The 24,195-nt window shown below is 64.1% G+C and carries 21 protein-coding genes and 1 pseudogene; 5 read left to right on the top strand and 17 right to left on the bottom strand.

The window, feature by feature from the left end; translation table 11 throughout:
* On the top strand, positions 1-643 hold a 643-nt coding region (locus BFAL_RS09305), incomplete at its 5' end, for an ATP-binding protein (protein ID WP_152973620.1).
* A gap of 31 nt (positions 644-674) precedes the next feature.
* Here the strand turns inward: BFAL_RS09305 and BFAL_RS09300 are convergent.
* From BFAL_RS09300 to dnaB, 5 genes are all read right to left on the bottom strand, one after another.
* The gene (locus BFAL_RS09300; protein WP_236691730.1) at positions 675-2,543 is read right to left on the bottom strand and encodes an ABC1 kinase family protein; all 1,869 of its coding nucleotides are present in this window, start codon (positions 2,541-2,543) and stop codon (positions 675-677) included.
* A 34-nt stretch (positions 2,544-2,577) separates the two neighbouring features.
* On the bottom strand, positions 2,578-2,865 hold the full coding sequence (locus tag BFAL_RS09295) for a phasin family protein (protein WP_055428095.1): 288 nt from the start codon (positions 2,863-2,865) through the stop codon (positions 2,578-2,580).
* 224 nt (positions 2,866-3,089) lie between these two features.
* Positions 3,090-3,842, bottom strand: a complete 753-nt coding sequence (locus BFAL_RS09290; RefSeq protein WP_055428094.1) for a type 1 glutamine amidotransferase — start codon at positions 3,840-3,842, stop codon at positions 3,090-3,092.
* 30 nt (positions 3,843-3,872) lie between these two features.
* Positions 3,873-5,369 carry a Mur ligase family protein gene (locus BFAL_RS09285; protein WP_055428107.1) on the bottom strand — a complete coding sequence of 499 codons (1,497 nt, stop codon included), beginning with the start codon at positions 5,367-5,369 and terminating at the stop codon, positions 3,873-3,875.
* Between the two features lie 2 nt (positions 5,370-5,371).
* Positions 5,372-6,835 carry a replicative DNA helicase gene (gene dnaB, locus BFAL_RS09280; protein ID WP_370696074.1) on the bottom strand — a complete coding sequence of 488 codons (1,464 nt, stop codon included), beginning with the start codon at positions 6,833-6,835 and terminating at the stop codon, positions 5,372-5,374.
* A 569-nt stretch (positions 6,836-7,404) separates the two neighbouring features.
* Here dnaB and BFAL_RS11395 point away from each other — a divergent pair.
* Together BFAL_RS11395 and BFAL_RS09270 are read left to right on the top strand one after the other, a co-directional pair.
* Complete coding sequence (locus BFAL_RS11395; RefSeq protein WP_055428093.1) at positions 7,405-8,355, top strand: hypothetical protein; 951 nt, start codon at positions 7,405-7,407, stop codon at positions 8,353-8,355.
* Positions 8,356-8,483: 128 nt separating this feature from the next.
* The gene (locus BFAL_RS09270) at positions 8,484-9,629 is read left to right on the top strand and encodes an ATP-binding protein (protein ID WP_236691729.1); all 1,146 of its coding nucleotides are present in this window, start codon (positions 8,484-8,486) and stop codon (positions 9,627-9,629) included.
* Between the two features lie 257 nt (positions 9,630-9,886).
* Here the strand turns inward: BFAL_RS09270 and BFAL_RS09265 are convergent, their stop codons facing one another.
* The 5 genes and pseudogenes from BFAL_RS09265 to BFAL_RS09250 form a co-directional block, all read right to left on the bottom strand.
* The gene (locus BFAL_RS09265) at positions 9,887-11,779 is read right to left on the bottom strand and encodes a DUF262 domain-containing protein (RefSeq protein WP_152973619.1); all 1,893 of its coding nucleotides are present in this window, start codon (positions 11,777-11,779) and stop codon (positions 9,887-9,889) included.
* 183 nt (positions 11,780-11,962) lie between these two features.
* Positions 11,963-12,094: pseudogene (locus BFAL_RS11660) on the bottom strand (LPXTG cell wall anchor domain-containing protein); the annotation flags it as partial.
* Between the two features lie 8 nt (positions 12,095-12,102).
* Positions 12,103-12,924 carry a hypothetical protein gene (locus BFAL_RS11115; RefSeq protein ID WP_160319052.1) on the bottom strand — a complete coding sequence of 274 codons (822 nt, stop codon included), beginning with the start codon at positions 12,922-12,924 and terminating at the stop codon, positions 12,103-12,105.
* A gap of 138 nt (positions 12,925-13,062) precedes the next feature.
* The gene (recR, locus tag BFAL_RS09255; RefSeq protein ID WP_055428089.1) at positions 13,063-13,665 is read right to left on the bottom strand and encodes a recombination mediator RecR; all 603 of its coding nucleotides are present in this window, start codon (positions 13,663-13,665) and stop codon (positions 13,063-13,065) included.
* 57 nt (positions 13,666-13,722) lie between these two features.
* Positions 13,723-16,518, bottom strand: coding sequence for a DNA polymerase III subunit gamma and tau (locus tag BFAL_RS09250; protein WP_055428088.1), 2,796 nt, complete (start codon positions 16,516-16,518; stop codon positions 13,723-13,725).
* Between the two features lie 294 nt (positions 16,519-16,812).
* Between BFAL_RS09250 and BFAL_RS09245 the strand changes: the two genes are divergently transcribed.
* The gene (locus BFAL_RS09245) at positions 16,813-17,385 is read left to right on the top strand and encodes a TetR/AcrR family transcriptional regulator (protein WP_306345430.1); all 573 of its coding nucleotides are present in this window, start codon (positions 16,813-16,815) and stop codon (positions 17,383-17,385) included.
* Between the two features lie 151 nt (positions 17,386-17,536).
* Here BFAL_RS09245 and BFAL_RS09240 read toward each other — a convergent pair whose 3' ends face one another.
* The 7 genes from BFAL_RS09240 to BFAL_RS09210 all read right to left on the bottom strand — a co-directional run bounded on the left by BFAL_RS09240 (position 17,537) and on the right by BFAL_RS09210 (position 22,284).
* A complete protein-coding gene (locus tag BFAL_RS09240; RefSeq protein WP_174514773.1) occupies positions 17,537-18,688 on the bottom strand; it encodes a diacylglycerol/lipid kinase family protein in 1,152 nt (383 codons plus the stop codon).
* A gap of 165 nt (positions 18,689-18,853) precedes the next feature.
* Complete coding sequence (locus BFAL_RS09235; protein WP_236691728.1) at positions 18,854-19,276, bottom strand: Rv3654c family TadE-like protein; 423 nt, start codon at positions 19,274-19,276, stop codon at positions 18,854-18,856.
* 50 nt (positions 19,277-19,326) lie between these two features.
* The gene (locus BFAL_RS09230; RefSeq protein WP_082440499.1) at positions 19,327-19,767 is read right to left on the bottom strand and encodes a TadE family protein; all 441 of its coding nucleotides are present in this window, start codon (positions 19,765-19,767) and stop codon (positions 19,327-19,329) included.
* 1 nt (position 19,768) lies between these two features.
* On the bottom strand, positions 19,769-20,059 hold the full coding sequence (locus tag BFAL_RS09225) for a DUF4244 domain-containing protein (RefSeq protein ID WP_055428084.1): 291 nt from the start codon (positions 20,057-20,059) through the stop codon (positions 19,769-19,771).
* Positions 20,060-20,253: 194 nt separating this feature from the next.
* The gene (locus tag BFAL_RS09220; protein ID WP_055428083.1) at positions 20,254-20,703 is read right to left on the bottom strand and encodes a DUF1893 domain-containing protein; all 450 of its coding nucleotides are present in this window, start codon (positions 20,701-20,703) and stop codon (positions 20,254-20,256) included.
* 4 nt (positions 20,704-20,707) lie between these two features.
* A complete protein-coding gene (locus BFAL_RS09215; RefSeq protein ID WP_055428082.1) occupies positions 20,708-21,295 on the bottom strand; it encodes an ECF transporter S component in 588 nt (195 codons plus the stop codon).
* 80 nt (positions 21,296-21,375) lie between these two features.
* Positions 21,376-22,284 (bottom strand): DUF362 domain-containing protein, encoded by a 909-nt coding sequence (locus BFAL_RS09210; protein WP_152973617.1) that lies wholly within the window; start codon positions 22,282-22,284, stop codon positions 21,376-21,378.
* 690 nt (positions 22,285-22,974) lie between these two features.
* On the opposite strand from BFAL_RS09210, the gene BFAL_RS11655 reads away from it, so the two are divergent.
* Positions 22,975-24,189, top strand: a complete 1,215-nt coding sequence (locus tag BFAL_RS11655) for a hypothetical protein (protein ID WP_236691727.1) — start codon at positions 22,975-22,977, stop codon at positions 24,187-24,189.
* The last annotated feature ends 6 nt before the right edge of the window (positions 24,190-24,195 follow it).

The following is a 24,195-nucleotide window of genomic DNA, read 5'->3' as shown; positions in this document are numbered from 1 at the left end:
CGATTTTTCGAAGCACGCGCCAATCAGGCTACTCGAGCGCCTTCGCCTGACTTGGAACTCGATTCCGGCTCAGCTTGCACGGGAGAATCGAAAGTTCATGTATGGACTCATCCGCACCGGCGCCCGCGCCCGCGAGTTCGAGGAATGTCTGCAATGGTTGCGCGACTACGGCATCATCACAAAGGTCCCGCGCCTTTCCGCCATTCGCAAGCCGCTGTCCGGTTATGCACAACTCGACACGTTCAAAGTCTATCTGGTGGACACGGGCCTTCTCGGCGCCCTATCGGATCTGGATTCGTCCGTAATCGCACACGAAGATCGGATGTTCACCGAATTCAAGGGATCGCTCACCGAACAATATGTGTGCCAGCAACTTGTCGGGCATGGATTGGACCCGTTCTACTGGGCGAACCCCAGCGCCCGAGGCACAGCCGAAGTGGACTTCGTCACGACCGTCGGCAGCCAGGTGACTCCCATCGAAGTCAAGGCAAAGACCAATCTGCGCGCGAAAAGCCTGCATGTGGCGGTTGAGAAGTACGGCATCCCCAAGTCGGTCCGCACCAGCCTCGCCGGTTACCGCGATGAAGGATGGGTGATCAATGTGCCGCTTTGGGCCATCGGCGCGTTGCCGTCGCTCATGTGAGACGAAGACGACATCGTCGCCGCGCCCGCGCCTACCGCTTCTTCGCCTTGCGGCCCTTCAGGTAGATGTCGATGACGATCCACACGCCGAGCACGAACGCGGTGACGTACCCCATGAATCCGACGATCGGAATGCCGAAGATGATCGGCTTCATACCCGCGTAGTAGACGATGGACGAGCCGATGAACAATCCGACCACGATCATCGCCATCGTAAGCCTGTTCACCATGTCGCTCAACAGTTGGAACGGCTCCTGCGAGCCGACGAGCTCCATGTTCATGCGCAGCTGGCCTCGGGTGAGCATGCGCGCGGCCACGTTGAGCTCGCTCATCGCGCCGAGCGCGCTGTGCAACGCCTCATGCCCTTCGATTCCCAACGATTTCAGCTCATCCTTGACCATTTGGTCCGGGCTCTGCGAGGTGGCGATGTGCTTGGAGATGATCTCGATCATGTTCACATCGGGGATGAACTCGTCGAGCAATCCCTCCAATGTGACGAGCGCGCGCCCCACGGTGGTGACGGTGCTCGGCACTTCGATGCCGTGACGCGTGGCCAGTTGGGTGAGCGCCGTGAGGAACGCGGCGATGTCGAGATCGGCCAGGTCGACGTTGCCGTACTCCTTGACGATCATGTCGAGGTCGGCGAGCAGCGAAGGGTAGTCGGCGGGGTCGGCCTCGCCGCCGGCGAAGCGCAGTAGGCCGTCGGCCAGCTGGGGCGAATCCTGTTTGGCGACGGCGAAGATCATGTCCTTCATCACGGTGCGGGTCTTCGCATCGAGCCGGCCGGTCATGCCGAGGTCGATGAGCACGATCTGCCCGCCGCGGATGATGATGTTGCCCGGGTGCGGATCCGCGTGGAAGAAACCGGCGTCGAGGATCTGCGTGGAATAGTTGTCGACGAGTTTGGTGCCGATGTCGTTGAGGTCGTATCCGGCGGCGACGAGCTCCTTCGGATGCGACACGGATATGCCTTCCACGTATTCCATGACAACCACGTGTTCGGTGCACAGCTCCGGGTAGGGCGTGGGGCAGTCCATGTATTTGAATGGCGCGGCGAACCGTTTGAATTCGGCGAGGTTGCGCGCTTCGACGAGGAAATCCGTTTCGGATTGGAACGTGTCCCACAGCTCTTCGACGACGCCTTTGAGGTCGACGATCTGCGAATTGCGGAACATCCTGGTGGCGCCTTTGGCGATGGACCGCATGATGGATACGTCCTGCGCCATGGTTTCGCGCACGCCGGGGCGCTGTACTTTGACGGCCACGTCCTCGCCGGTGACGAGTGTGGCGCGGTGCACCTGGGCGAGCGAGGCGGAGCCCAGCGGCTTGGGGTCGATATGCGCGAACACTTCGTCCACGGACCTGTTGTATTCGGTGGCGAGCGTATCGACCACCACCTCATAGGGCATGGGGTCGGCGTCGGCGCGCAGTTTGGCGAGTTCGTCGCAGAAGCTCTGCGGCAGCATTTCGGAACGCATCGACAGGATCTGCCCGACTTTGACGAATGTGGGGCCGAGCGCCTCGAACATGAGCCGCATTTTGACGGGCGTCAGGCCTTTGAGCGCGTCGAATCGGTTGACGATGCCCACGATCTGCGCGAGACGTTTCGCTTTGCTGCGTCGCGTCAGATGGTATCGGGCGGCGAAATCGTCACGTCGTGCCCCGAACAGTCCGATCGTCTCCGCGTACGCCGGGTACGCGCCTACCGGGTACACGTATGATGCCCGGCCATGCTCGTCCGGGTATTGCTCCGAGGTCGCGCGAACCGAGTCGGCCGATGGTGCGGATCGTCCGGCTGCGGCGGATTGCCCGGTGGTGTGATTCGCAGACGACGAACCGGCCCCGCCTTCCTCAGGCCGGGCCGGCTTCTTCGTCTTGTCTTCCGTCGTCGTGTCCGTCATGTCTCGCACGTGGTACTACCGTCCGCCGTGGCGGTCAGGCCTCGGACGGCTTGTCCGCGCCTTCCGCTTCGGCGGCGGGAGCCTCGGCGCCTTCCGCCTTGGCTGCGCGCTTCGCGTCGTCCTTGGCGGCATCGTTGACGAGCGACTCACCCACCTTGCGCTTGAGCTCGGTGTTGAGGCTCTTGCCCTGCTCGACGGTCAGTTCGCCTTTCTTGACGAGATCGTCGACGAGTTCGCTTCCCTTTTCGTATCCGGTGGCGAGGGCGCCGATGCCCGCCAGAACGACCTTGCGCAGGCCGTCGCCCAAATCGAAGTCAGCCATTGCTGCCCCTCCTTCGTGAAGGTTGCGTGCGGCTTGCTGCCACACGCTCGTACCGTCTAGCGTACTCCCCTACATGGAGTCCGGTTATTGGGCGACACCCGGAGTTTTCCCTGAATTCCCGGCCCGCCCAGCGGCATGTCGGGCGCGTTCCGTCTTTGCAGGCCCCGCTCCGGCCTGGCTGCACGCGCCGGTCGCCTCGGCCCTAGATTCGCGCGCCGCCCGTCTCATCTCGGCCGTGCGGCGGCGACGGCGCGTGCCTTGTCGGCGATGGCGTCGATGCGCGCGAGCTCCTCACGCTGGTCGGCGGTCTGGTCGGCGGTGCCGAATTCGCCGTAACGCCGTTCGGCGGCCACACGGATGAGGTAATCGGCGATGGCGGGGTTCTTCGGCAGGAGCGAACCGTGCATGTAGGTGCCGATCACATTGTTCATGCGCGCGCCTTCGGTGTGGTCCTCGCCGTTGTTGCCGCGCCCGTCCTGGTCGACGTGCCCGAGCGGCTCCACGCCGGCGCGCAGGAACGTCTGGCCGGAATGGTTCTCGTAGCCGATGATGTCGCCGAACTCGTCGGAGTGTTCGACGAGGTTGCCGATCATGCGCACGTCGCGTCCCACCGTATGCGCCTGGATCACGCCGATGCCGTCGAGTTTCGTACCGTCGACGGTTTCGAAGTATTCGCCGAACAGCTGGTACATGCCGCAGATCATCAGCATCGGCACGCCGTCCGCGGCGAGCGTGCGCAGCAGGTCGGCGCGGCGGAAGAAGTCGTCGATGATCTTCTTCTGGCCGGTGTCCTGCCCGCCGCCGCCGAGGATCATGTCCACGTGTGCAGGCCATGCGTCGCCCTGATTGTATGCGGTGACGCGCGGCTCGTACCCGTACAGCGCGAGCCTGCGCGTCACGGTGAGCACGTTGCCGGAGTCACCGTAGATGTTCATGTCCTTCGGGTAGAGGGACATCACGTCGATCGTCTTGCCCATGGGTATCGTCCTTCGTCCTGTCGCGCCCGGTCACTTGCCTACGCCGGCGTCGGCGACGTCGGCGATGCGTGCGAGCGCGGCGCGCACGGTGAGCATCGCAGTATACGTGCAGTAGATGTGTTTGCGTCTGCCCTGGTTCGTGTGCACGAACAGGTTGAGCGCCGATTCGATGTCGGTGTCGGTCTTGTCGACCGGCACCTGATCGTAGTTCAATCGCAGCGCCATGTCCCATGCGCGCACGCCCGACACCATCGCGACGCCGCCGGCGCGCAGCGACGTGAAGTCCACGTCCCACAGCCAGCTCATGTCGCGTCCGTCCGCATACTCGTCGTTGATGACGATCATCGTGTCGGCGTCGTCGGGCGGGAAGCTCGCGAGGGAGAGCCGGAATCCCATCGGATTCTTGACGAGCAGCAGTTCGGTGGGCGAGCCGAGCACGTCGATGACCTCGCCGCGTCCGAACGCGGGCGTCACGCGTGAGGCGGCGCGTACGAGCGCATCCGTGTCGGATTGCGCGAACCGTTCCAACCGCGCGCGGAACCCGTCGCTTGCTTTCTTGCCATTCGACGTGGATTGCCCGCGCACGGCTGTCTCGCCGCCGGTGGTCGCGGCGGCGTCGCGGGCCGCGTCGTGCGGCGCGTCCGCGACGACGGCACGGACGACGGCGAGCGCGGCGGCCGCATTGTACAGGTTGTACACGCCTTCGAGCCTGACGTCGGTGGCGTGGTCGCCGCCGTCGATGCGGAACGTGGCCTTGTGGTCGCCGACTGCGGTGAGTGTGACGTCGGCGGGCAGCTCGATTGCGTTGGGATCACGACCGTCGCCCGGGTTTTCCGCCGGGAGGGATGCGGCGCCCGTACCGTCGTTCCCTGATTCTTCCGATTCGACGCTGACGGTGGTGGCCATGTCGTCGTCCGAGGGGAAGAAACGTTTCAGGTCGTCGGACAGGCCGAAGTAGCGCACCTGCGTGTGTTGCGGCGTGAGTGCGGCGAGGCCGGCGATGCGCGGATCCTCCCGGTTGAGCACGACGGTTCCGGTCGTGGCTTCGGCGACGTGGCCGAGCAGCCGGGCCGTGTTGTCGATTTCACCGAACCGGTCGAGCTGGTCGCGCATCACGTTGAGCAGCAGCGCGTAGCGGGGTTTGACCTGCCGCACGAAATGCACGGCGTACGCTTCGTCGAGTTCGAGCACGGCGATGTCCGCGTCGAGGCGGCCGGTCATGCTCACCTGTTCGAGCAGCGCGGAGGCGACGCCGCGCGTGAAGTTCGAGCCCGTCGGATTGGTGAACACCTTCAGTCCGAGGTCGGCGAGCATGGAGGCCACCATGCGGGTGGTGGTGGTCTTGCCGTTGGTGCCGGAGACGAGCACGACGCCGAGCGGCAACGTGCCGAGCGTGCGTGCGAGGAACCGCGGGTCGATGGTTTCGATGACTCTGCCGGGCAGTGCGGAGCCGCCGTGATGCAGCGCGCGAGACGCCCAGCGCACGGCCTTGCCGATGGCCGGCGTGGCGAACGAATTCCATGCCATGGTCACACCCCCTGATTGCTGTTGTAGTCCTGCGGCATGTCCTTGAATTTGGACGTGGCGCCGAGGAACGCCAGGTGGAAGGTTTCGGTCGGACCGTTACGGTGTTTGGCCATGATGATGTCGGCCTCGCCCGGACGGTCCTCCTTATCGTAGAAGTCCGGCCTGTGCACGAGGAACACCACGTCGGCGTCCTGCTCGATCGAGCCGGATTCACGCAGGTCGGAGAGCTGCGGTTTCTTGTCGTTGCGCATTTCCGGGCCACGGTTGAGCTGGGACAGCGCCACGACCGGCACTTCGAGCTCCTTGGCGAGGAGCTTCAGGGCGCGGGAGAACTCGGAGACCTCCTGCTGGCGGCTTTCGACCTGCTTGCCGGAGGTCATGAGCTGCAGGTAGTCGATGACGACGAGCTTGAGATCGTTGGTCTGCTTGAGGCGGCGGCATTTCGCGCGGATCTCCATGAGGCTCATGTTCGGGCTGTCGTCGATGAACAGGGGCGCGTTCTCGAGTCTGGTCCAGAAACCGTTGAGCGTGTTCCAGCGTTCCGGCGTGATCTCGTCGGCGCGGCGCAGGGCGCCGAGCGGAATGTTCGTCTCGGCGGAGATGATGCGCTGCGCGAGCTCCACCTTGCTCATCTCCAAGCTGAACACGATGGTGGTCATGTTGTGGTGCAGGGAGGCGGCGCGCGCGAAGTCGATGCCGAGCGTGGACTTGCCCATGGCCGGTCGGCCTGCGACGACGACCATCTGGCCGGGCTGCAGGCCTTGCGTCAGATCGTCGATGTCGCGGAATCCGGTGGGCACGCCCTTGTTGATGAGGCCCTGCTGGAGCTTGTTGATCTGGTCGAGCGCGTCGGACACCACCGGGTAGATGGCGGAATAATCCTGACGCACCTTGCCCACGCTCATCTCGTACACTTCGGCCTGCGCGAGATTGACGACGTCCTCGGCCTGGGAGCCTTCGGCGGAGTAGCCGAGCTGCGCGATCTTCGTGCCGGCGGCGATCACGTTGCGCAGGATCGCGCGCTGGTGCACGATCTCCGCGTAGTAGGTGGCGTTCGCGGCGGTGGGTACGGCGGCCACGAGCGAATGGAGGTAGTCGACGCCGCCCACCTTGTCGAGGTCGCCGTTCTTGAGCAGCTCGTTCGCGACCAGCACCGCGTCGACGGGCTGGCTCGCGGAGAACAGGTTGATGATGGCCTCGTAGATGGTCTGGTGCTTCGGCTGGTAGAAGTCGGTGACCTCGATCATCTGCGAGACCTCGCCGATGGCGTCCTTGCTCATGAGCATGCCGCCGAGCACGGCCATCTCCGCGTCATCGTCGTGCGGGGGCACACGGTCGAACAGCGCGTCCCTCACCGGCGTGCCGGTCGCGCCCGGCACGTACCCGCCGCCACGGTTGGCACGGTCGGTGTTGCGACCGCCGTTGCCGCCGTCATGCGGCTCGTCATTCCAAGGTTCCTCAGCCATAGGCTTCAGTATAGGATCCCACACAGAAACCGATACATCTGTACCGGTGCCCGAGTGCTCCGCGTGTTCCGGACGCGACTCGTTCAGCGTGTTTTCAGGTAAGCGCATCGGGTTTCCCAGAGGTTCGCATCGTGGCGTTGAGGTTCGAGCGGTTATATAGGAGTCACCGGCGAACGAAAGCCCCGGACACTGCAGCTGGACGAGGCAATCGCGAATCGGCGGGACCGCTCCCTTCCTCCGGTCTCATAACCATAACTGAACACCTTTCTTCTTCCTCTCTCCTTCTCGAAAGACCCGGCCCCGACAGCCGGGTTTTTCGTCGTCTCTGCATCTTTACGCGGGCACCGCCCCCATCCCACGCTGCACGGCGGACGGCACAGTAGACGCACGCCGCCCGCGGCATATGAACAGTACATGAACAATGGCGTGGCACATAGCCCACGTCCCTCGCCGCGCGGCAATCCGGCATACAGTGGAGAACACGATAGGGATTCGGCATCAGCGCGGTACGCCGGAATCCCCGAGCCGGACGGCGGCCGCCGCTCGGCGGCAATGACAAGGAGGTCACCATGGCGGGCAAGAAGGACAAATCACCCATTTACTGGAACATGAACTACAAAGGCAAGCTGCGGCGCACGTGGGTGATGCTGCCGATCTGCATCATCATCGGCGTCGCCGCGCCGTTCTATACGGCGAGCGCATACGACAGCATCGTGCTGGGACTTGGATTCGATGTGCTGCTCGCCGTCGTGTGGGTGTGCCAGCTGCTGTACAACATGAAGAAGGCGCGTGAAGAGGAGCAGCAGGCAGCGGCGCAGACGCCTGCGGCACCGGGCGCACCGACCACGCCATATCCTGCGGCACCGGGTGTACAGGCACCGTACCCGACCGCGCCTACAGCTTCCGCACCGATTGCACCGGCACCATACGCCACGCCGCAACCCACCCCGAACGCATCGCCCACCGCACCCGCTCCGGCACCGGCACCCGCTCCAGCACCAGCCGTACCGGCACCGACCACACCGGCACCGACGCCCGGCAACGCGACGGTTCCTCCCGCCTCGAACGTGTCGGCCGGCGCCACGGACCCGTTCGCCCAGGAGACCGCACAGTTGCAGGTGCAGATGGCGCATCTGGCGTTGTCGTTGTTCGGCCCGAACGCTTTGGCGAGCGGCCGCGTGCACACTGCGTACGTGCATGCGATGGTGCTTGACGGACAGTCGAAGTGGGATTGCTTCTTCCATGTGGACGACGGTCTCACCGCATCCGGTGACCTGCTCAAGAACACGCCTCAGGAGTCGCGTGGCAAGTTCTTCGAGATGGGACGCTCCCTGATGGATGACTATCGTGCGGTCTGCGCGAAATACCATGTGGACGAGCCGACCGAGCTGCGCATCATCATCGATCCGCAGACACACGCGATGCACACCGATGTGAGCTACGCGCCGCTCACCGGCGACGACCCGTTCATGACGTGGGTGTCGCAGGTGTACTCCTCGCTGCACCCGACGGCCGCATAGGCCGCCAAGCATGCCGCGGCAGACGGCGGGGGAGAGACGCCTTCGGGCGGCTCTCCCCCGCCGAAACCGTTTTAGAAACTTTTAGATTGTTTTAGATTTCGCGGTATCATGGCCGTATGGTAGCCAAAATGAACCCGTTCAAACCGAGTGCAGGGCATGTGCCGCCGGTGCTCATCGGCAGGGATATGGTGCTTGCGGATTTCGAAGAGGGGTTAGACAATGGTTCCGGCGCTCCGGGCCGCCTGATGCGGGTCACGGGGGCGAGAGGCATCGGCAAAACCGTCATACTGGCCGAATTCAAGCGGATGGCCGAACAACGAGGATGGCAAGTCATCAGCGAAACCGCATCGGCAGGCATGGCGCGACGCCTGCTCGACAGGCTGCGGCCGAAGCAGAGAAGCTTCAGCTTCTCGTTCGAACCCTCCGTCAGCGTAATGAACGTGGGAGGGAGCCTTGGCGGCATCCACTACGAGAAGACGCAGCTGCCGCTGACGCTGCGCGAAGCTATGGGTCTGCGTCTCGATGAATTAGAGAAACATGGTGGCGGACTGCTGGTGACCATCGACGAAGCACAGGCGGCCGAACGTTCGGACATGGTCGCCATAGCCACGGCATCGCAGCATCTGACCAGCGAAGACCGGAATATCGCATTCGTATTCGCCGGACTGCCTTCGATGTCTTCGAAATGGCTCAACGACGATGTCATGACTTTTCTCCGCCGGGCGCAACCGGAACGGTTGGGGGATGTCCCTCTGACCGCAGTGTCGCAGGCACTGGCTGACACATTCGACTCCACGGGAATACCGCTTGTCGGAGAACCGCTACGTATCGCGACTCACGCGACCGCCGGCTACCCGTTCATGATTCAATTGGTCGGATACCACATCTGGCACAGAGCCAGACGCCGCACGGCGAACATGAAAGGTGATGCCGTCGCGGTGACGGTGGAAGATGCCGAACTCGGCGTGGCGGATGCGCTCAGCCGTTTGGGCGACACCGTCCACGGCCCTGAACTGGACGGCCTCTCCCCCATCGACAAGACGTATCTCCTAGCCATGGCCCAAGACGACGGCCCATCCTCGACATCGGTCATAGCCGAGCGCATGGGCAAGGATGTGAAATACGCTGGCATCTACCGCATGCGGCTCCTTGAAGCACAGGTCATCGAGGAGAAAGGCTATGGGAAGGTCGATTTCGCCATTCCCTATCTGCGGGAATATCTGCGAGAGCACGCGGCCTACATCCGCATGACGCTGGGATTGCCGGACGACTGACGCCACACACGCCATCGACTCGTAAGATGCCTCCGTTTCCATGACATACCAGTCGACCGGCGAACCTTCGCGCGCGCTCCGCATTTGCGATAGCCCGAACAATGTCACCGGGAAACCACCAAAATGAACGCGGTCCAGCGACGATGACTTAAGCGACGATTCCTCGGAACTTCTACTCCCTCCTCCTATGTGTGAAGCCCAGCGGCACAACAGCCACCGGGCTTCACACATGTAGGGCCGTCCGACAAACCGCCAAATCAGTCAGTCGGCGAATCGCGATGCGAATCGACCACCTGGTACAGTGCCCAGATAATGTCATTCGTACGATGTTCGATGAGCTCGGTACGTCCTTGTTCATCGGCATTATCCAACTTGTCGAAGAATCCAGACGCCACCAAGGACCGTACGACCTCGTTATGCGAGTTGCGATAATGCCTGGCCTTATCCTGCACTTCGTCAATTCCGCTCTCTTTATTGAACTGACGTTCCAGCCATAGCAGATTGCCCATCTGATGGGTGTACGAATTCAATGTTGGCGAATCAGGCAGAATGTGTTCCACATTCCACACAAAATTCGCAGGGACACCCCAATCATTCAGACTCTTCACGAACAGGATGCGCAGCACCTCGCCAACACGCACATTACGCATGTCCTGCACCCTACTTTTATGCTTGTTGGTGTATTGGAAGTCCTTCTCCTTCCTCAGATACGCTTCATCCAGCGCCTTTCTATCCCACTGTGGGAGCTTTTCTGCGAAATCGGCCTGCATCTCTTTAACGATGCCCCGCACACTTTCCGAACCATCAGTTTTGCCATTGGTACTTGCGAAGAACACCCTTCGCGCGTATGAATAATACAGATTCGTCAAGCGGTTAGTCGAACGGTCGGTTAGCGTATGCAGTATATTGAACGCCAGCAGAAAATCCAATGTCTGACATAGCTCCCTCTCTCTGATGGCCTTTTGCCGGGAAGCCCAGATTAAAGCGGAAATCAGAGCGAATGACTGTTTGAACAACAGGACATCAACGGACGCATACAGGTTCCTCCTAATTGCCATGCGGTATGTCTTGGAGAATGACTGATAGTCGGTGAAACCATGCATATCGGCCACTACCTGTGAGTAGCTCTCGGCCAATTCAAGGAATCGCTCAAGCTCAGCTGAGGATGCGTTCTCATATCGCTCTTTGAACTTATCGTACAGAGTTTTTTGGTCGCTTTTCGGCTGCGTCACCTTCCAAAACAAATCGAAGTATCCCTCCAGAGGAACCCAAGGGGTGCGAACGCGCTGTGACTTCTTGTTATTGGTCAGATTGTCTTTGATTGCAATCCATTGTCCCTTTGCCCGGTCCCTTGGCTGTGGAGAGAGATGCGAGAACACGAAGTTCTTGATGAGGTCAACGGATTTCAGATGGCTTCCCTTGGAATTGATGGCCTCGAAAATCTCATTGATCTGATCTTCCGAGGTCACCGAGATGATGATGACCTTCGGTGTCATAATCTGTTCATAGACGACGCTGAGCCTTTGAAGATACTCCGCCCCCTCTGGAAGGTTCTTTTCCAGCTGTTTCTCCTCCAGATGCGCATACAGATAGTCATAGGCATCCAGAAGATACTGCTCCGCCTCGCAATTCGCCTTCAATGACCTGCGCGACGAGGGCACGTCGAATACCAGCTTCTCCAACAGCTCATTGCCAGTCTGCAGGACAAGCGTGTTCTTGATATCGGACTCGTAGATCTCCTGCGTCTTCAGCTTCTGTTCGACAATCATGTCGGCAAGTTTGGCAGATTTTCTACTCACCTCCGGATCCTTATTCTTGCTGGCTTCCGATAATTGACTAAGACGATGTGCAAGCGCTCCCAGCAACAGGTATGTGGTCGTCAAACGTTGCTGACCATCGACGACGTCAAAATGGACATGCGACTTATCCCATTCTCCCCGCAGGAGAATGGTGCCGAGGAAATAGGATGTCGGAATCAAACGTCCTTCCTGGCAGGCGATATGGGAGATGATGTCATCAAAGAAAGTCTCCACCACCTCCTTCGTCCACGAGTAATCACGCTGGTACCTCGGTATTTCGAACCAATTGTTATTCCTGCCGAAGATATTACCGATGTTCTCCACATACGGTGTGAAATCACCCGCGCTCATATTTGTCTTAATCCCCCTGATGTATGTGGTCAAGGCCTGATTCCATCAAGCGCCGTTGCCCATATGCCTTAGTACGTTTCATAAATCATTGTACGACGAATTTGGCTGGCCGACCCGTTGCGGGCCGGCCAGCCTATAGTCAATGCACGGTGTGAATCACCGGCTGTCAGTCACCAATCCAACTCACGCACGCAGGGAGCGCTTGGTGGAACGGGACTTGAGGAACACGGTCACGCCGGCAGCGGCGAGGAGCACGGCGACGGCGGAGAACAGGATGGTGCCCGCGGCGCCGGTCAGCGGCAGCTGCGTGGCGGAAAGAGAGCTCACGTCGCCTTCGTACACCTTGAATTCAGCACGGTCAACGCAACGCCGTCCGTGCCGGCCTTCTGCCAAGAGACGGAACCGGCCTTGAACGTCTCTTGCTCCGTGGACTTCGCATCAACGATGTTTGTTCCGAGGACACCGGTGGCATTGTTCACATTCGGATTGGCACCCGTGATGGCGGTACCGGCGAGGAACGGCTTGTTGGCCGCCCACACAAGCTTGTGGGTGGCGTTGTCCTCAATAGTGAGTTCACCGCTCTGATAGACAATCAGGTACAGGCCGCCCTCGGTGAAGGTGAAGGTCAGGGTCGTGCCATCGTTGGAGGCGGTAGGAGTGATGTCGGTAATCGCGGAATCCTTAAGCGCGTTCACGAACTCCGTGGTCTGTTGCGCGGTTAACGCAATGCTGCCCAGCCAGTCCTGCTGGGTCCTGTAGGTAGTGTTGGACGCGTCGTATCCGACGGCGGTGAAAGCGTCGTTGACGGCGTCAGCGGTGGCAACGCCCTCCAACTGCACGCCACCGGCACCGTTGGCCACGTACTTGGCGAACTCCACATACTTGAACGTGCATAGGTTGCTCTGCAGGTTGTTCGTATCGACCGGCTGCGTGTAGAGCTGCTGATCGTCGGTCGAGATGACCGTGATGGCATTGCCGCTGATGTTTGCATCACCTTCCGCGGCATTCGCGGTGCCGGCGCCGAGCCGAACGACGTGCATGACTCGCGCAACATCGGCATCGGCACGGGGCTCGCCGTGCTGTTCATGGGCTGGGTGGCGCTGCTGCCGTGACGCAGGCGCAACACGATGTGCATCATGCACCACGCCGCGTTCTGGCCGTACGACCGCCCCGCCGAACGCCAGCCCGCGAACGACACGCTGATCCGGCGGCCTTCCGCCGAAGAGTAGCCTTCCGCCGAAGAGTAGCCTTCCGCCGAAGAGAAGCCGGCCGCCGACTAGGCCTCAGGCCTCGCGGCGGCCGGCGAGCGCACGTCCGAGCGTGATCTCGTCCGCATATTCGAGGTCGGAGCCTACCGGCAGGCCGCTGGCGAGTCTGGTCACCTTGAGTCCGAGCGGCCCGAGCAGACGGCTCAGATACGTGGTGGTCGCCTCGCCTTCGATGTTCGGGTCGAGCGCGAGGATGATTTCCTTGACTTCGTCGGTCTTGAGCCGTTCGAGCAGTTTCGCGATGTTGAGGTCGCTTGGTCCCACGTTCGCCATCGGATTGATGGCGCCGCCGAGCACATGGTAGAGGCCGCGGTATTCGCGCGTGCGTTCGATGCTCATCACGTCCTTCGGCTCTTCGACCACGCAGATCGTGGTGCGGTCGCGGCGCGGGTCGGCGCATACCGGGCAGGGGCTCGTCTCGCACACGTTGCCGCACACGTCGCAGAACCGCACCTTCGCTTTGACTTCGGTGATGGCGTCGGCCAGGTCGGCGGCCTCCTGCTCGTCGGCGCTGAGCAGGTGGAATGCGATGCGCTGCGCGCCTTTCGGCCCGATGCCGGGCAGTTTGTTGAATGCGTCGATGAGGCGCTGGATCGCGCCGTCGTACGCCAATGCCATAAGGTTCGTCCCCTTCCGTCGGTTGGTTCGTCAACCGTGGTAGTCGTTTCGGCGTGGTTATTCGTCGTGTTTCGGTGCCGCGTGCATGTTGCGCGGGTTGCGCGGGTCGTCGGCGGCGAAGGTCTCGACGTTCTTCACCTCGAACAGTCTGCGCAGTTCGTCACGGCTCATCGCCACGGCGCTGCCGAGCGATTCGTCGTCCATCGAGTATTCGTCCTCATCGGCGGAGACCTGCGGCGCAGTCGGACGTGCGGACTGTTGCTGCACGGCGGCGGCCACGCCGAACGTACCGGCCGCGCCGGGCGTGCCGGACACAGTGGACGCCGCGTCCGGCATGCCTGCGACGCGGGGAGCCGGGTTCCACGGATCGTCGGGCTCGTCGGGCGGCGGCACGTCCTGCCACGGGTCGTCCGGTTCCGCAGGTCGGTTCGCGACGGGCGGACGTTGCGGGGCGGCGGCCGGCGCGTTCCGCGGACCGGCGGCCGGCGTCTGCGGGTTCCACGGATCGGGCGACGCTTGCGGCCGCGCCGGGGACGGCGCCTCGGCGGGGACGGCGGGTGCCGCGTCAGCGCTCTGCGTCTGCTGCGTGCCGGCCCACGGGTCCGGCGACGACTGCGGTTGCGTCGTTCCCTGGTGTGCGGGGCGGGGTGGCGTCGGCTGCGCCCACGGGTCCGTGTCGTCGCTCAGATCGGGTACGGCGACATGCTTGTGATGATGCTCGGCGGTGCCGTGGTCCGCAGGCGCCGTGGCCTGCGGGCGGGGTGCTGGCTGCGCCCATGGGTCGTCGTCCGGCAGTGCCGACAATGACGTTCGGGCTCGATGGCTGTCGTCGTCCGTGGAGGACGGTGCGTCGCCGTGCTGTGCAGACGACTGCCCCTCCTGTTCCCTCGCGGTGCCGGCCGCGTCGCCGGGCCGGTTCTTCGCCGCGGCGGCCTGCAGGTTCTCCTGCAGCAGCTGTGCTTTGATCTTCTGCTGTTCGTTGGGCGGCAGTTTGCTGAACGGCGGTGTCTTACGGCCGTCGTCCGTGCTGGGCGTGGGTGCGAGATCGGTTTGTTCGCCGAACGCCTTGCGCACTTCGGCACGCACGATCGCGACCACCTTGTTCGTGCCATCCACCGGTTCGGAGGCCACGGCAAGCGCGAACGCGTACTTGTTCAGCGCGGTGTCGAAACGCAGCCACACTCGCGGGCGACCGGTCTTCGGGTATGTGGCGACGAACTTGATGCGCGCCTTATCGCGCGCCACATAGCGGCGCACGTCATCAGGCAGCGTGGCGAGCATCGCATCCCACTTCTGATCGGGGGTACGGGTGTCGAGTTGTGCGGAGGCAGCAGACTGCGCGGGTGCCGCGGACTGGACAGACGCTGTGGACTGGGCGGGCGCGGCAGACTGGACGGACGCAGTCGCCGGAGCCACCGAGGTATTCGGAGCCGCCGAGGACGCGGGCGTTGCCGAGACATCCGAAGCCGACGAAGCCGTGGCGGCTGCGGCCGCTCCCCCACGTTCCTGCGGGCGCGCGGTCTCCTGATGCTGGTTACGGGCCGCACCGGCGAAGCCGCCACCATGCGGCCCGATCGTGGCACCGGCGAAACCGCCTCCACGCGGTCCAGTCGAAGCACCGGCGAAGCCGCCATGCGCACCCGCCGAAGACGCGCCGGAGGCCGCCGCACCAGGCATGCCGCCGGGTGCCGGCGCACCCGCACCGGCGTTCACGCCTGCCGCACCGGCGGCCGCCGTCGCGAACCCGTGCTCGCGGCCGGCGAGCAGACGGGCGGCGAGCAGTTCCAAGCGCATGCGCGGCGAGATCGCACCGGTCATCTGGCCGAGCGTCGTGTTGATGATGTCGGCGATCGCGGTAAGCGGCCCCAGTCCGAGCGCGGCCGCCTGACGGTGCAGATCGGCCATGTCTTCGCCCTCGGCGGTGTCGGACAGCACGTTCTCCGCGCGGTCGCCGGCCAACGTGAGCACGAGCAGGTCACGTACGCGGGCGAGCAGGTCCTCGACGAACCGGCGCGGGTCGAACCCTCCGACCACGACCTTCTGGATCACGCCGTACAGCGCCTTGCCGTCGGCAGCAATCACCGCATCGACCGCCTCGCCGATCAGCGCCTCCGGCGTGAAACCCAGCAGCGCGACCGACGCATCATGCGTGATCACGCCATCGACCGAACCGACCATGAGCTGATCCAGCACGGACAACGTGTCGCGCACCGAACCGCCGCCGGCGCGCATCGCGAGCTTGAGCACGCCCGGCTCGGCCTTGATGTGCTCCTGTTCGCAGATCTTCTCCAGATACGGTCCCATCACTTCGGCGGGCACGAGCCGGAACGGGTAGTGGTGGGTGCGCGAACGGATCGTGCCGATCACCTTGTCCGGTTCTGTGGTGGCGAAGATGAACATCACATGCTCGGGCGGTTCCTCGACGATCTTGAGCAGGGCGTTGAAGCCCTGCGGCGTGACCATGTGCGCCTCATCGAGAATGAAGATCTTGTAGCGGTCGCGCGCCGGCGCGAATCCAGCACGTTCGCGCAGTTCACGAGCATCGTCGACTCCGTTGTGCGAGGCGGCGTCGATCTCGACCACGTCGATCGAACCGGGGCCACCGGTGGCGAGGTCCTTGCAGGATTCGCATTCGCCGCACGGGTGGGAGGTGGGTCCCTTCGCGCAGTTCACGCACCGCGCAAGGATGCGCGCCGAACTGGTCTTGCCGCAGCCGCGCGGACCGGAGAACAGGTAGGCGTGCGTGAGCTTGCCTTCGTCGAGGGCGCGCATGAGCGGGACCGTCACCTGGTCCTGGCCGATCACTCCCGCGAAGGTGTCGGGCCGATAACGGCGGTACAACGCCAAAGCCATCGCTTGTTCCTACTTTCTTTCCTAGCGGCGCCGGTCGGAGCCTTCAATCCGGCCGAATCCAGCCGCCCGACCACACTGCCCTCTAATCTATCCCAACCGGCGCACGTCACACTCGAGGCGGTTTCCACCGGCGCACGTCACGTCGGAGGCTGACGCGCACGACGTGCGATGTGCGATGCACGGACCGGCATCGTGTTCCGGCATCGCGCGGCACGGCATGCGGCCCACGCGCACGCGTGTCCGCCGCCGCGCCCTGCATACACTGGACATATGAGCATTGACACGACGTCAACCATGACCGGCAAAGGAGACGCACGACGCCTCGCGATTGTGCGCGCGGCACGGGAGATCTGCATGGAGAAGGGCTTCTCCAAAATCACCGTGAGCGACATCGCCGCGCGCGTGCATATGACCAGATCGTTGTTCTACCACTATTTTCCCGATAAGGACGCGGTGGCGGACGCCGTTCTCGACGACGTGGTCGAGGAGATCCTGGCCAAGCTCGCCGAGTGGGACTCCACCCGTGAGACCGGCAACATCGACAAGGCGCTCGACGACATCGTGCACCTGACCCGCGCGCTGATCGCCGACGAAAGCCCGTTCTCCGCACGTATGATCCATGAGGGCAACGCCGAACTGTACATCCGGTTCATCGACCGCATCGCCGACCGCATCGCCGACTGGTTCGAGCGGGCCACCGTCCACGATTTCGAGATTCACCATGGACTGCCGATCACGAACGTGCACGAGACGTTCTTCATGCTGATCGTCGGCCTCATCTCGCTGCTGCGATCGCACCCCGACATGACCGACGCGACCATGAGAAGCATCATCGCGCAGACCCTGCACATCACCTCCTTTCTGTAGGTCCCGTGTTGGTTCCCGCCCGCAGGCGCCCCATCCGTAGACGGTTCCGCCCGCAGACGCACCATCCGCAAGCCTCGTGAGGCATCTCGGCCGCGGCGCAGGCGGCGCTCCTCACGCGCACCGTCACCGACACACCGTCACCAACGCACCGTCACCGACGATCGTCGTCAAACAAACCGGTCACCGGGTCACGGCCGTCACGCCGCAGCATGGCGAGCACCTGCTCCTCGCCGTGCTCCCGCCCCTGGAGGCACGCCACCGCCGGAGGCGCCAGCACGCGCAACGCGCGACCGCACGACCGCACCGCGACCGGCAACCGCCCGATGTACTCGCCGTCCGCCATGAGCACCGGCGGCTCATCGCCTTCGCCGGCCCGTGAGATCTCGACGCCGCGCACCCGCTTCCAGCCGAACACCCTCGACCCGAGCAGTTTGCCGTTGTACCCTTTGGAAATCGCGTCCGCGATCTCCAAAGGCCCCGGCATATGGTCGATCCACACCAGATCGAGCAGACCATCGTCGAACCGCGAGTAGGGTGACACCTCCAGGCCTCCGCCGATATGCCGCGAGTTGGCCACGGTGAGCATCGGGGAGATGAGGTCGTACTCCTCAATGCGACCGTCGGCCAACGTGGCCTTCACGTGGTATCCGTACCGCCTGAGATGGGTCACCTCGGCCAGCACGGCGGCGAAATAGCGCAGCGAGCCGCCCGGAAGCCGCGAATGGTTGGCCCGGTCGTTGATGCTCGCGTCGAGTCCGCACGACAGCATGCCCGCATAGTAGCGGTCGAACGCCGGCTCCCCCGCGGTCTGCCCCGGCATGGCCGGCAGTTCCTCGCCCATGGTCGGGTCGGTGGCGACGGCACCGGCGAGCGCCGTCACATGGCCCATGTCCACGTCGATGTGCGTGCCTCGCACGATCGCGCCGACGATGCCCTCCACTGCGGTTTCGATACGATTGACCGGCAGTTTCAGCCCTCGAGCGAAGTCGTTGCCCGAACCGGTGGCGACGATGCCGAGCGTTTTGCCGCTGGATCCCACGGCGTTGGCGCCGAGGGCCACCATGCCGTCGCCGCCGACCACGACGAGATGGTCATAGTCGTCCGAACGTCTGCGGACGTTCGCCAGGGAATCGTTGAAACTGTTTCCCGTCAGGTCGATGACGCGGAACCCGTGCCGTTCGCCCGCTTCGGACAGCAACGCATGCACCCGCTTCCCGATCCTGGCTCCGCGCCCTTTGTCGGACAAGGGGTTGCCGACCATGGCGACCACGCCGTAATCCTCGCTCTGCTCAGTCATACCCACACGATAACCGCACGATGGGCGAAACCGCCAGAACCGTATGACACGACACGGTCTGGCATGCGCGACGCGACACGGCACGACAAGGTACGACATGAGCGACGCGACAAGACGCACCTTGAGGGCCTTCGCCTGTCGTCCCGCCATCATCCGCAGCCGTTCAATCGCCTACGGCGTGCCGGCCGGCGCGCACGGCACCGGCCCGGCGCGTGCATCGACGACGATGTGCGGCATGAACGGAACCCGCGTGTCGATGCCCACGCTCACCGTCACATCGCCGCCGAGTTCGCCTCCCACCGTGCAGGACGCAAGGTTCCCGGCATGTGCGGAGGCCACCGTTCCGGCGACCATGCACGGGTCGGCGGCACCGTCGCGCAATGCCACCGCCGCAGACAACGCGGCCAGATCCGCTGCGGAGCGCGCCGCCGCGCGGACCGTCAGCAGACGGCCTGCGACGGCGACGGACGACATCAACGCGGCTGCGAGCATGATGAGCGCCACGCCGGCGAGCGTGCCGGAACCTTCATCCGCCTGCCGTCCTCCACGGAGCAGCGCGCGGGATTCCACATGGGATTCCGCATGAGGCTCCACGACGGCCCCTGCGCCGGAGTCCAGCCCCGCGTGGGTTCTGGTACGCGCTCTCACGTGACCACCCCCACGGCCCGGGCCTCGACCTTCGTGGGCAGCACGCCCATCGGGTCGGGAATCACCGGGCATCGAGCGGTGACGGTGACCAGTTCGCCGTCACGGGCGATGCTGACGGTGACGCCGTCTTCGCCCACCGCCGACGCGGCGGCCGAAGGGCCGGCGTCCGAGCCGGCGGCGACCAGTTCCCTCGCGGTCGCGGACGCCGCGTCCTGACATCCGATGGACACCATCACCGTGCGCGCGAGCGACAGCAGCAGCACCGCCATGACCACCACGGCGGGCAGCACCGTGGCGAATTCCGCGGTGACGGCACCGGCGTCGGAGCCCGAAGGCCCTGCGCCGGAGAGGGCGGGGAGCAGGCGAGGGGAAGAGACGGCCGCAGTCTGCCGCGGCGGCCGGCGCGCCCGCTGTTGGGGGTGGCACCATGCAATCATGTCATCCTCCCATCATCAATGCCTTCTTGACGATGTCGAGCAGCATCTTGCGCACGGCATCGGATTTCAGTATGGCGACGAGCAATGCGGCGAATCCCGTGGCGGCGACGAGCACGACCGCATACTCCGCGGTCGCGGCTCCTTCCTCGGGTTCGGCGGAGAGGGTGCGCATTCGGGCGTCCATCACGCACAGTCTGGCACGGCACGTCTCACGGAGACGCTCGGCCCGTTCTCTGGCGCGGATGAAGATGCCTGCCTGCCCTTCGCCGTTGACGGGGATGGCGGTGTCCATTGGAGTTCCTTTCCTTCAAGGTGGCAGCTGCCGATTTGTGGTTGTTGGGTGGTTACGGGTACCGATCGGTCACTCCACTGTGCATGGAAAGGAGCCCGGAGCACAATGCGTTCCGGGCAATGTGGTCAGAGCCCCCGGGTTATCCACATCCCGGGCGTGTCATCCACATCATTGTGGATAAGTGGTCGCGCCGGTCAGCGTCGCATGAGTTCGGCGACGGCTGCGCGGATGGCGGGTTCGGCGGCGATGGGATCGTCGATGGCGGCGACGGACCGTTCGATCGGGCAGACGCCGGTCCGCGCACGGTTGAGAATCACCGGCACCAGGGTGCCATAGGAGGCGGCGATGCCCTGCGCGCCAAGCGTGGACAGTCCGGCCTCGCTCATCGTTTCGGCGTATACGGCCACGACGCCGAGACGCGCGTACAGCAGCGCGGCCCCTTTGCCGACCACGCGGTCGGCGGCCGAATACCCGACGAGGCTGCGGCCGTCCGCGAGCCATTGCAGCAGCGGCCGTACGCCACGTCCGAATCCGGTGAGGATCTCATCGGATTCGCCGGTCCCGTCCCCGCCGCGGCAGGCCACGCAACCAATTGCGGGATCGGACCGCAGCACGTCTGCCGCGCGCTCCACATCGGAGGTCATGGCGTCAACGCCTGCGGTCCACGGCGAACATGATCGCGGGAACGGCCACCCACTGCAGCACGAGGCCCGGCAGGCCGGTCAGGACCGCGGCCCACACGGACGCGACGGTCATGGTCGTGTTGCCGAGGAAGGCGACGGCCACGGCGATGGCGAGCGCGTCGACCAGTCTGCCGGCGATCTGCGCGCCGAACAGTCTGACGAGCCAGCCGAGGGGCGAAGGCAGTGCGGACGGCAGCCGCACGCCGCGCAGCAGTCCGGCGGACAAGCCGTAGGACGCGAGTTCGATGACCATGAACGGGACCATCGGCGCCATCGGCATGCCGGTCAGCGCGAAGCTGATGACCGGTGCGAGTGCTCCGGTGGCGACGCCGGCGTACGGCCCGGCCAGAAGACCCACCAGCAGCACGGGAAGGTGCATCGGCAGCAGCGTCTGCCCCAGCATCGGTCCGAGGCCGAGCGAGGCGCCAGCGAGATGGAAGATCTGCGGCAGCGCGACGGCCGCGACGACGGCGAGCGCGGCCGCGACGGTCTGGACCTTCGCCGACGGCAGTGTGCGGATGTCGATGCGGGCCTGTGCGGATGAAACGGACATGATTGATGCTCCTTCTGTTCCCTGTGCTCTGTTTCCTATGCCGTGTTTCGTTTGTTTCGCGCGTTTCCGCCGGATTCCCCTCAGCGGGAGTCGAGGTCGACGAGCCGGTATTCGCGCGACCCCAATCCCATCTCCACGGCGTGTTCGATGATGTGGATGCCGTGGCGGGATTCGATGCGTTCGATGAGCGGCTCCTTGTCGTCTTCGGACACGTAGACCATGTCGACGCACGCCTGGTCCACGGCCACCGGGTCGAGCGAGGCACAGATGCCGATGTCCGCCATGACGGGCGCGCTCGGGTGCCCGTCGCAATCACAGTCGACAGACAGGTTGTTCATCACGTTGATGAAGAGCATGTCGCCCTTGAGCGCGTTGAACACGGCGGTCGCGGCTTCGGCCATCGCCTCGAGGAAGGCGTCCTGGTCGCCGCTGAACGGCTGGGTGAGGATCTCGTCCTGGCCGGAGTGCAGGCGCTTCTTGCCGCGCGACGAGGCCATGCCGATCGAGATGTTCTTCAGCGCGCCGCCGAAACCGCCCATCACGTGCCCCTTGAAGTGGGAGAGCACGGCGTAGTAGTCGTAGTTCGGGAAGTGCGACCCCACGATGTCGGCGGTGATGCGCCGGCCGCCTTCGACCGGAATCTCGATCTCGCCGTCCTCGTCCTGGATGTCGCAGGGGGCGATGTCCGTGAACCCGTGCTCCCTGATCGTCTTCCAATGGTGTTCGGAGGTGTCGCGCGTGCCCGCATAGGCGGTGTTGCATTCGACGATCGTGCCGTCGAACCGTTGGACGAGGTCCTTGATGAGTGCGGGCTGGAGGTAATGCGTGTTGCCGCCTTCCCCGGAGCTCAGTTTGACGGCCACTTTGCCGTGCGGTCTGGCGCCCAGCGCCTCGTAGACGCGAATCAGGCCGGCCGGGCTGATGTCACGGGTGAAATAGACCTTCGCGGCCATCGGATAATCGGTTTGGTGTTCCAGCGTCAGTGCCATGATTGCCTCCCTGTCCCCTCCCCATCGTACAGCGGGCCGTTTATATACGAAAAGACCCGCCGAAGCGGGTCTTTTCTACAAGCTCAACCTGGAAAGCAGAATCTCAACACAACATCATCGTCGCAACGGTAAGTCTTTCCAATGCCCGTCCAACGTATCGGTCCTCGTGACCATTACACTTTGTGGGCTCTGCTCTGTTCGGTTGTTCTTGTACTCCATAATCTAGGCGCGCGTTCCCGGGCCCGCAACCCGCATCAGGAAGTTGTTCCTTTCTTTTCGCAATTGATCGTTCGGAGGCGTGAAACGAACTCGGATGGCCTTTCATGTTCGCTTCACGACGGCGATCCGTGCTGTTCTGTGCGGTTCGACCGGACGACGGCGTGTCGCTGAGCCCTCATATCCGGCCGGCGCCGGGTTCGCCCCCGCGCCCGTCGCTTCATGTCCGTGCCGATCTCGCACCGACGTTCCTTCCGTCCCGCCCGGACATCAACGGATCGCGAATCCCTACCCACCCCACAGTCTTCCCCAAAGGGACTTTTCAATTGTGGACGAGCATGGCACCCAAATGTGGATAACCAGCCGAAAACGGTGGATAATCTTCCGCAACACGCCGATTCGGATGGGCTCCGTCCACATTGCCCGTACGGCTTGTGCGCGAATCACCCCGCGCTGTTCAATCGAATCATGAACGTGACAGCATCATTACCGGTACCACCTCCGGGCGCACGCCCCGCGGCTCAGACCGCCCCCGCACGCCCGGAGTCGTCGCCTCCGCCCGTCGTCGCGACGACGGCGGACCGGCCGCCGCCCCGCCGCTACTACGTCATGCGCACGGGCGACGGCGAGTCCGATTCCCCGCCGCGCGCATCATCATCCGCATACGGTCCGCCGCGGACTACGATTCGCGACGCGGCGACCGTGACCGGTACGAAGCCGCACCGTTCCCCGGCGCCGTTGCGCCCGAAGACGCGCAGTCACGCGATTTCCAGCCCCGTCCACCGCCGTTCCATGCCCAGACGGACCGAGGCGTCACGCGCCCAGACGCCATACTCCGGCTCCACACGTGCGGGCGGCGTGCGCTACGACGCCGCCGGCGCGGAACCACACGGCACCGTCGTCGTGTTCACCTCGCCCAGCGGCGGCATCGGCACCAGCACATTGACGGCGCTCACCGGTTTGACGTTGCACGGCCGCGACATGGAGTGCGCATTGTTCGACGCTGACCTGGACGGCGGCGGGCTCGACGTGCTCCTCGGCATCGAGCATGAGCCCGGTCTGACGCTGCAGGACCTCGACGCGCCGCTCGGTCATATCGAGGGCGAGGCGTTGAACCATGAACTGCCGCAATGGGACGGCATCCACGTGCTCGCCCACACGCCATGGCGTGGCGGACGCCCCGATTGGTGGGAGTTGGAGGCGGCGGCGGAAGCGCTGGCCGACGCCAACGACGTCGTATTGGTGGATGCCGGCAGGGGCGGCGCCATACCCCACGTGCCGCCGTTCGCCAAGGCACGGCAGGTCATGGTCGTCGACCTCACCGTGCTGGGCATGGCACGGGCGAAAGCCCATCTCGAATGGCTGCACGGCGCGACCGACGGTGCGGGCGTGGGAGGCGAGCCGCCCGTCATCGTCGGTGTCGAGCCACGCGGAGCGCCTCGGCACCGTACGGCGTCGTCCATGGCACTGACGGAGGCGATCGCCTATCTCGGCGAGGACGTGATCGGCCCGTTGCGCGTCACGCCCTCGTTGTGCGCGGACATGCTGGAGGGGCTCGGCATCCGCTCAGTGCCCAAACACAACCGCCGCGCCGTCGGCGCCCTGGCCGACGAGATCAGGGCGACGGGCGGACGCCGTCCCGCCGCCGGTGAGGAGCCCACGACCAGGGGAAGGCGGCGATCGGCATGAACCGCA

The sequence above is a fragment of the Bifidobacterium aesculapii genome (assembly GCF_001417815.1).
Lineage (GTDB): Bacteria > Actinomycetota > Actinomycetes > Actinomycetales > Bifidobacteriaceae > Bifidobacterium > Bifidobacterium aesculapii.
Note: the sequence above shows the minus strand (reverse complement) of the source record. Positions and strands in the feature narration are given on the sequence as shown.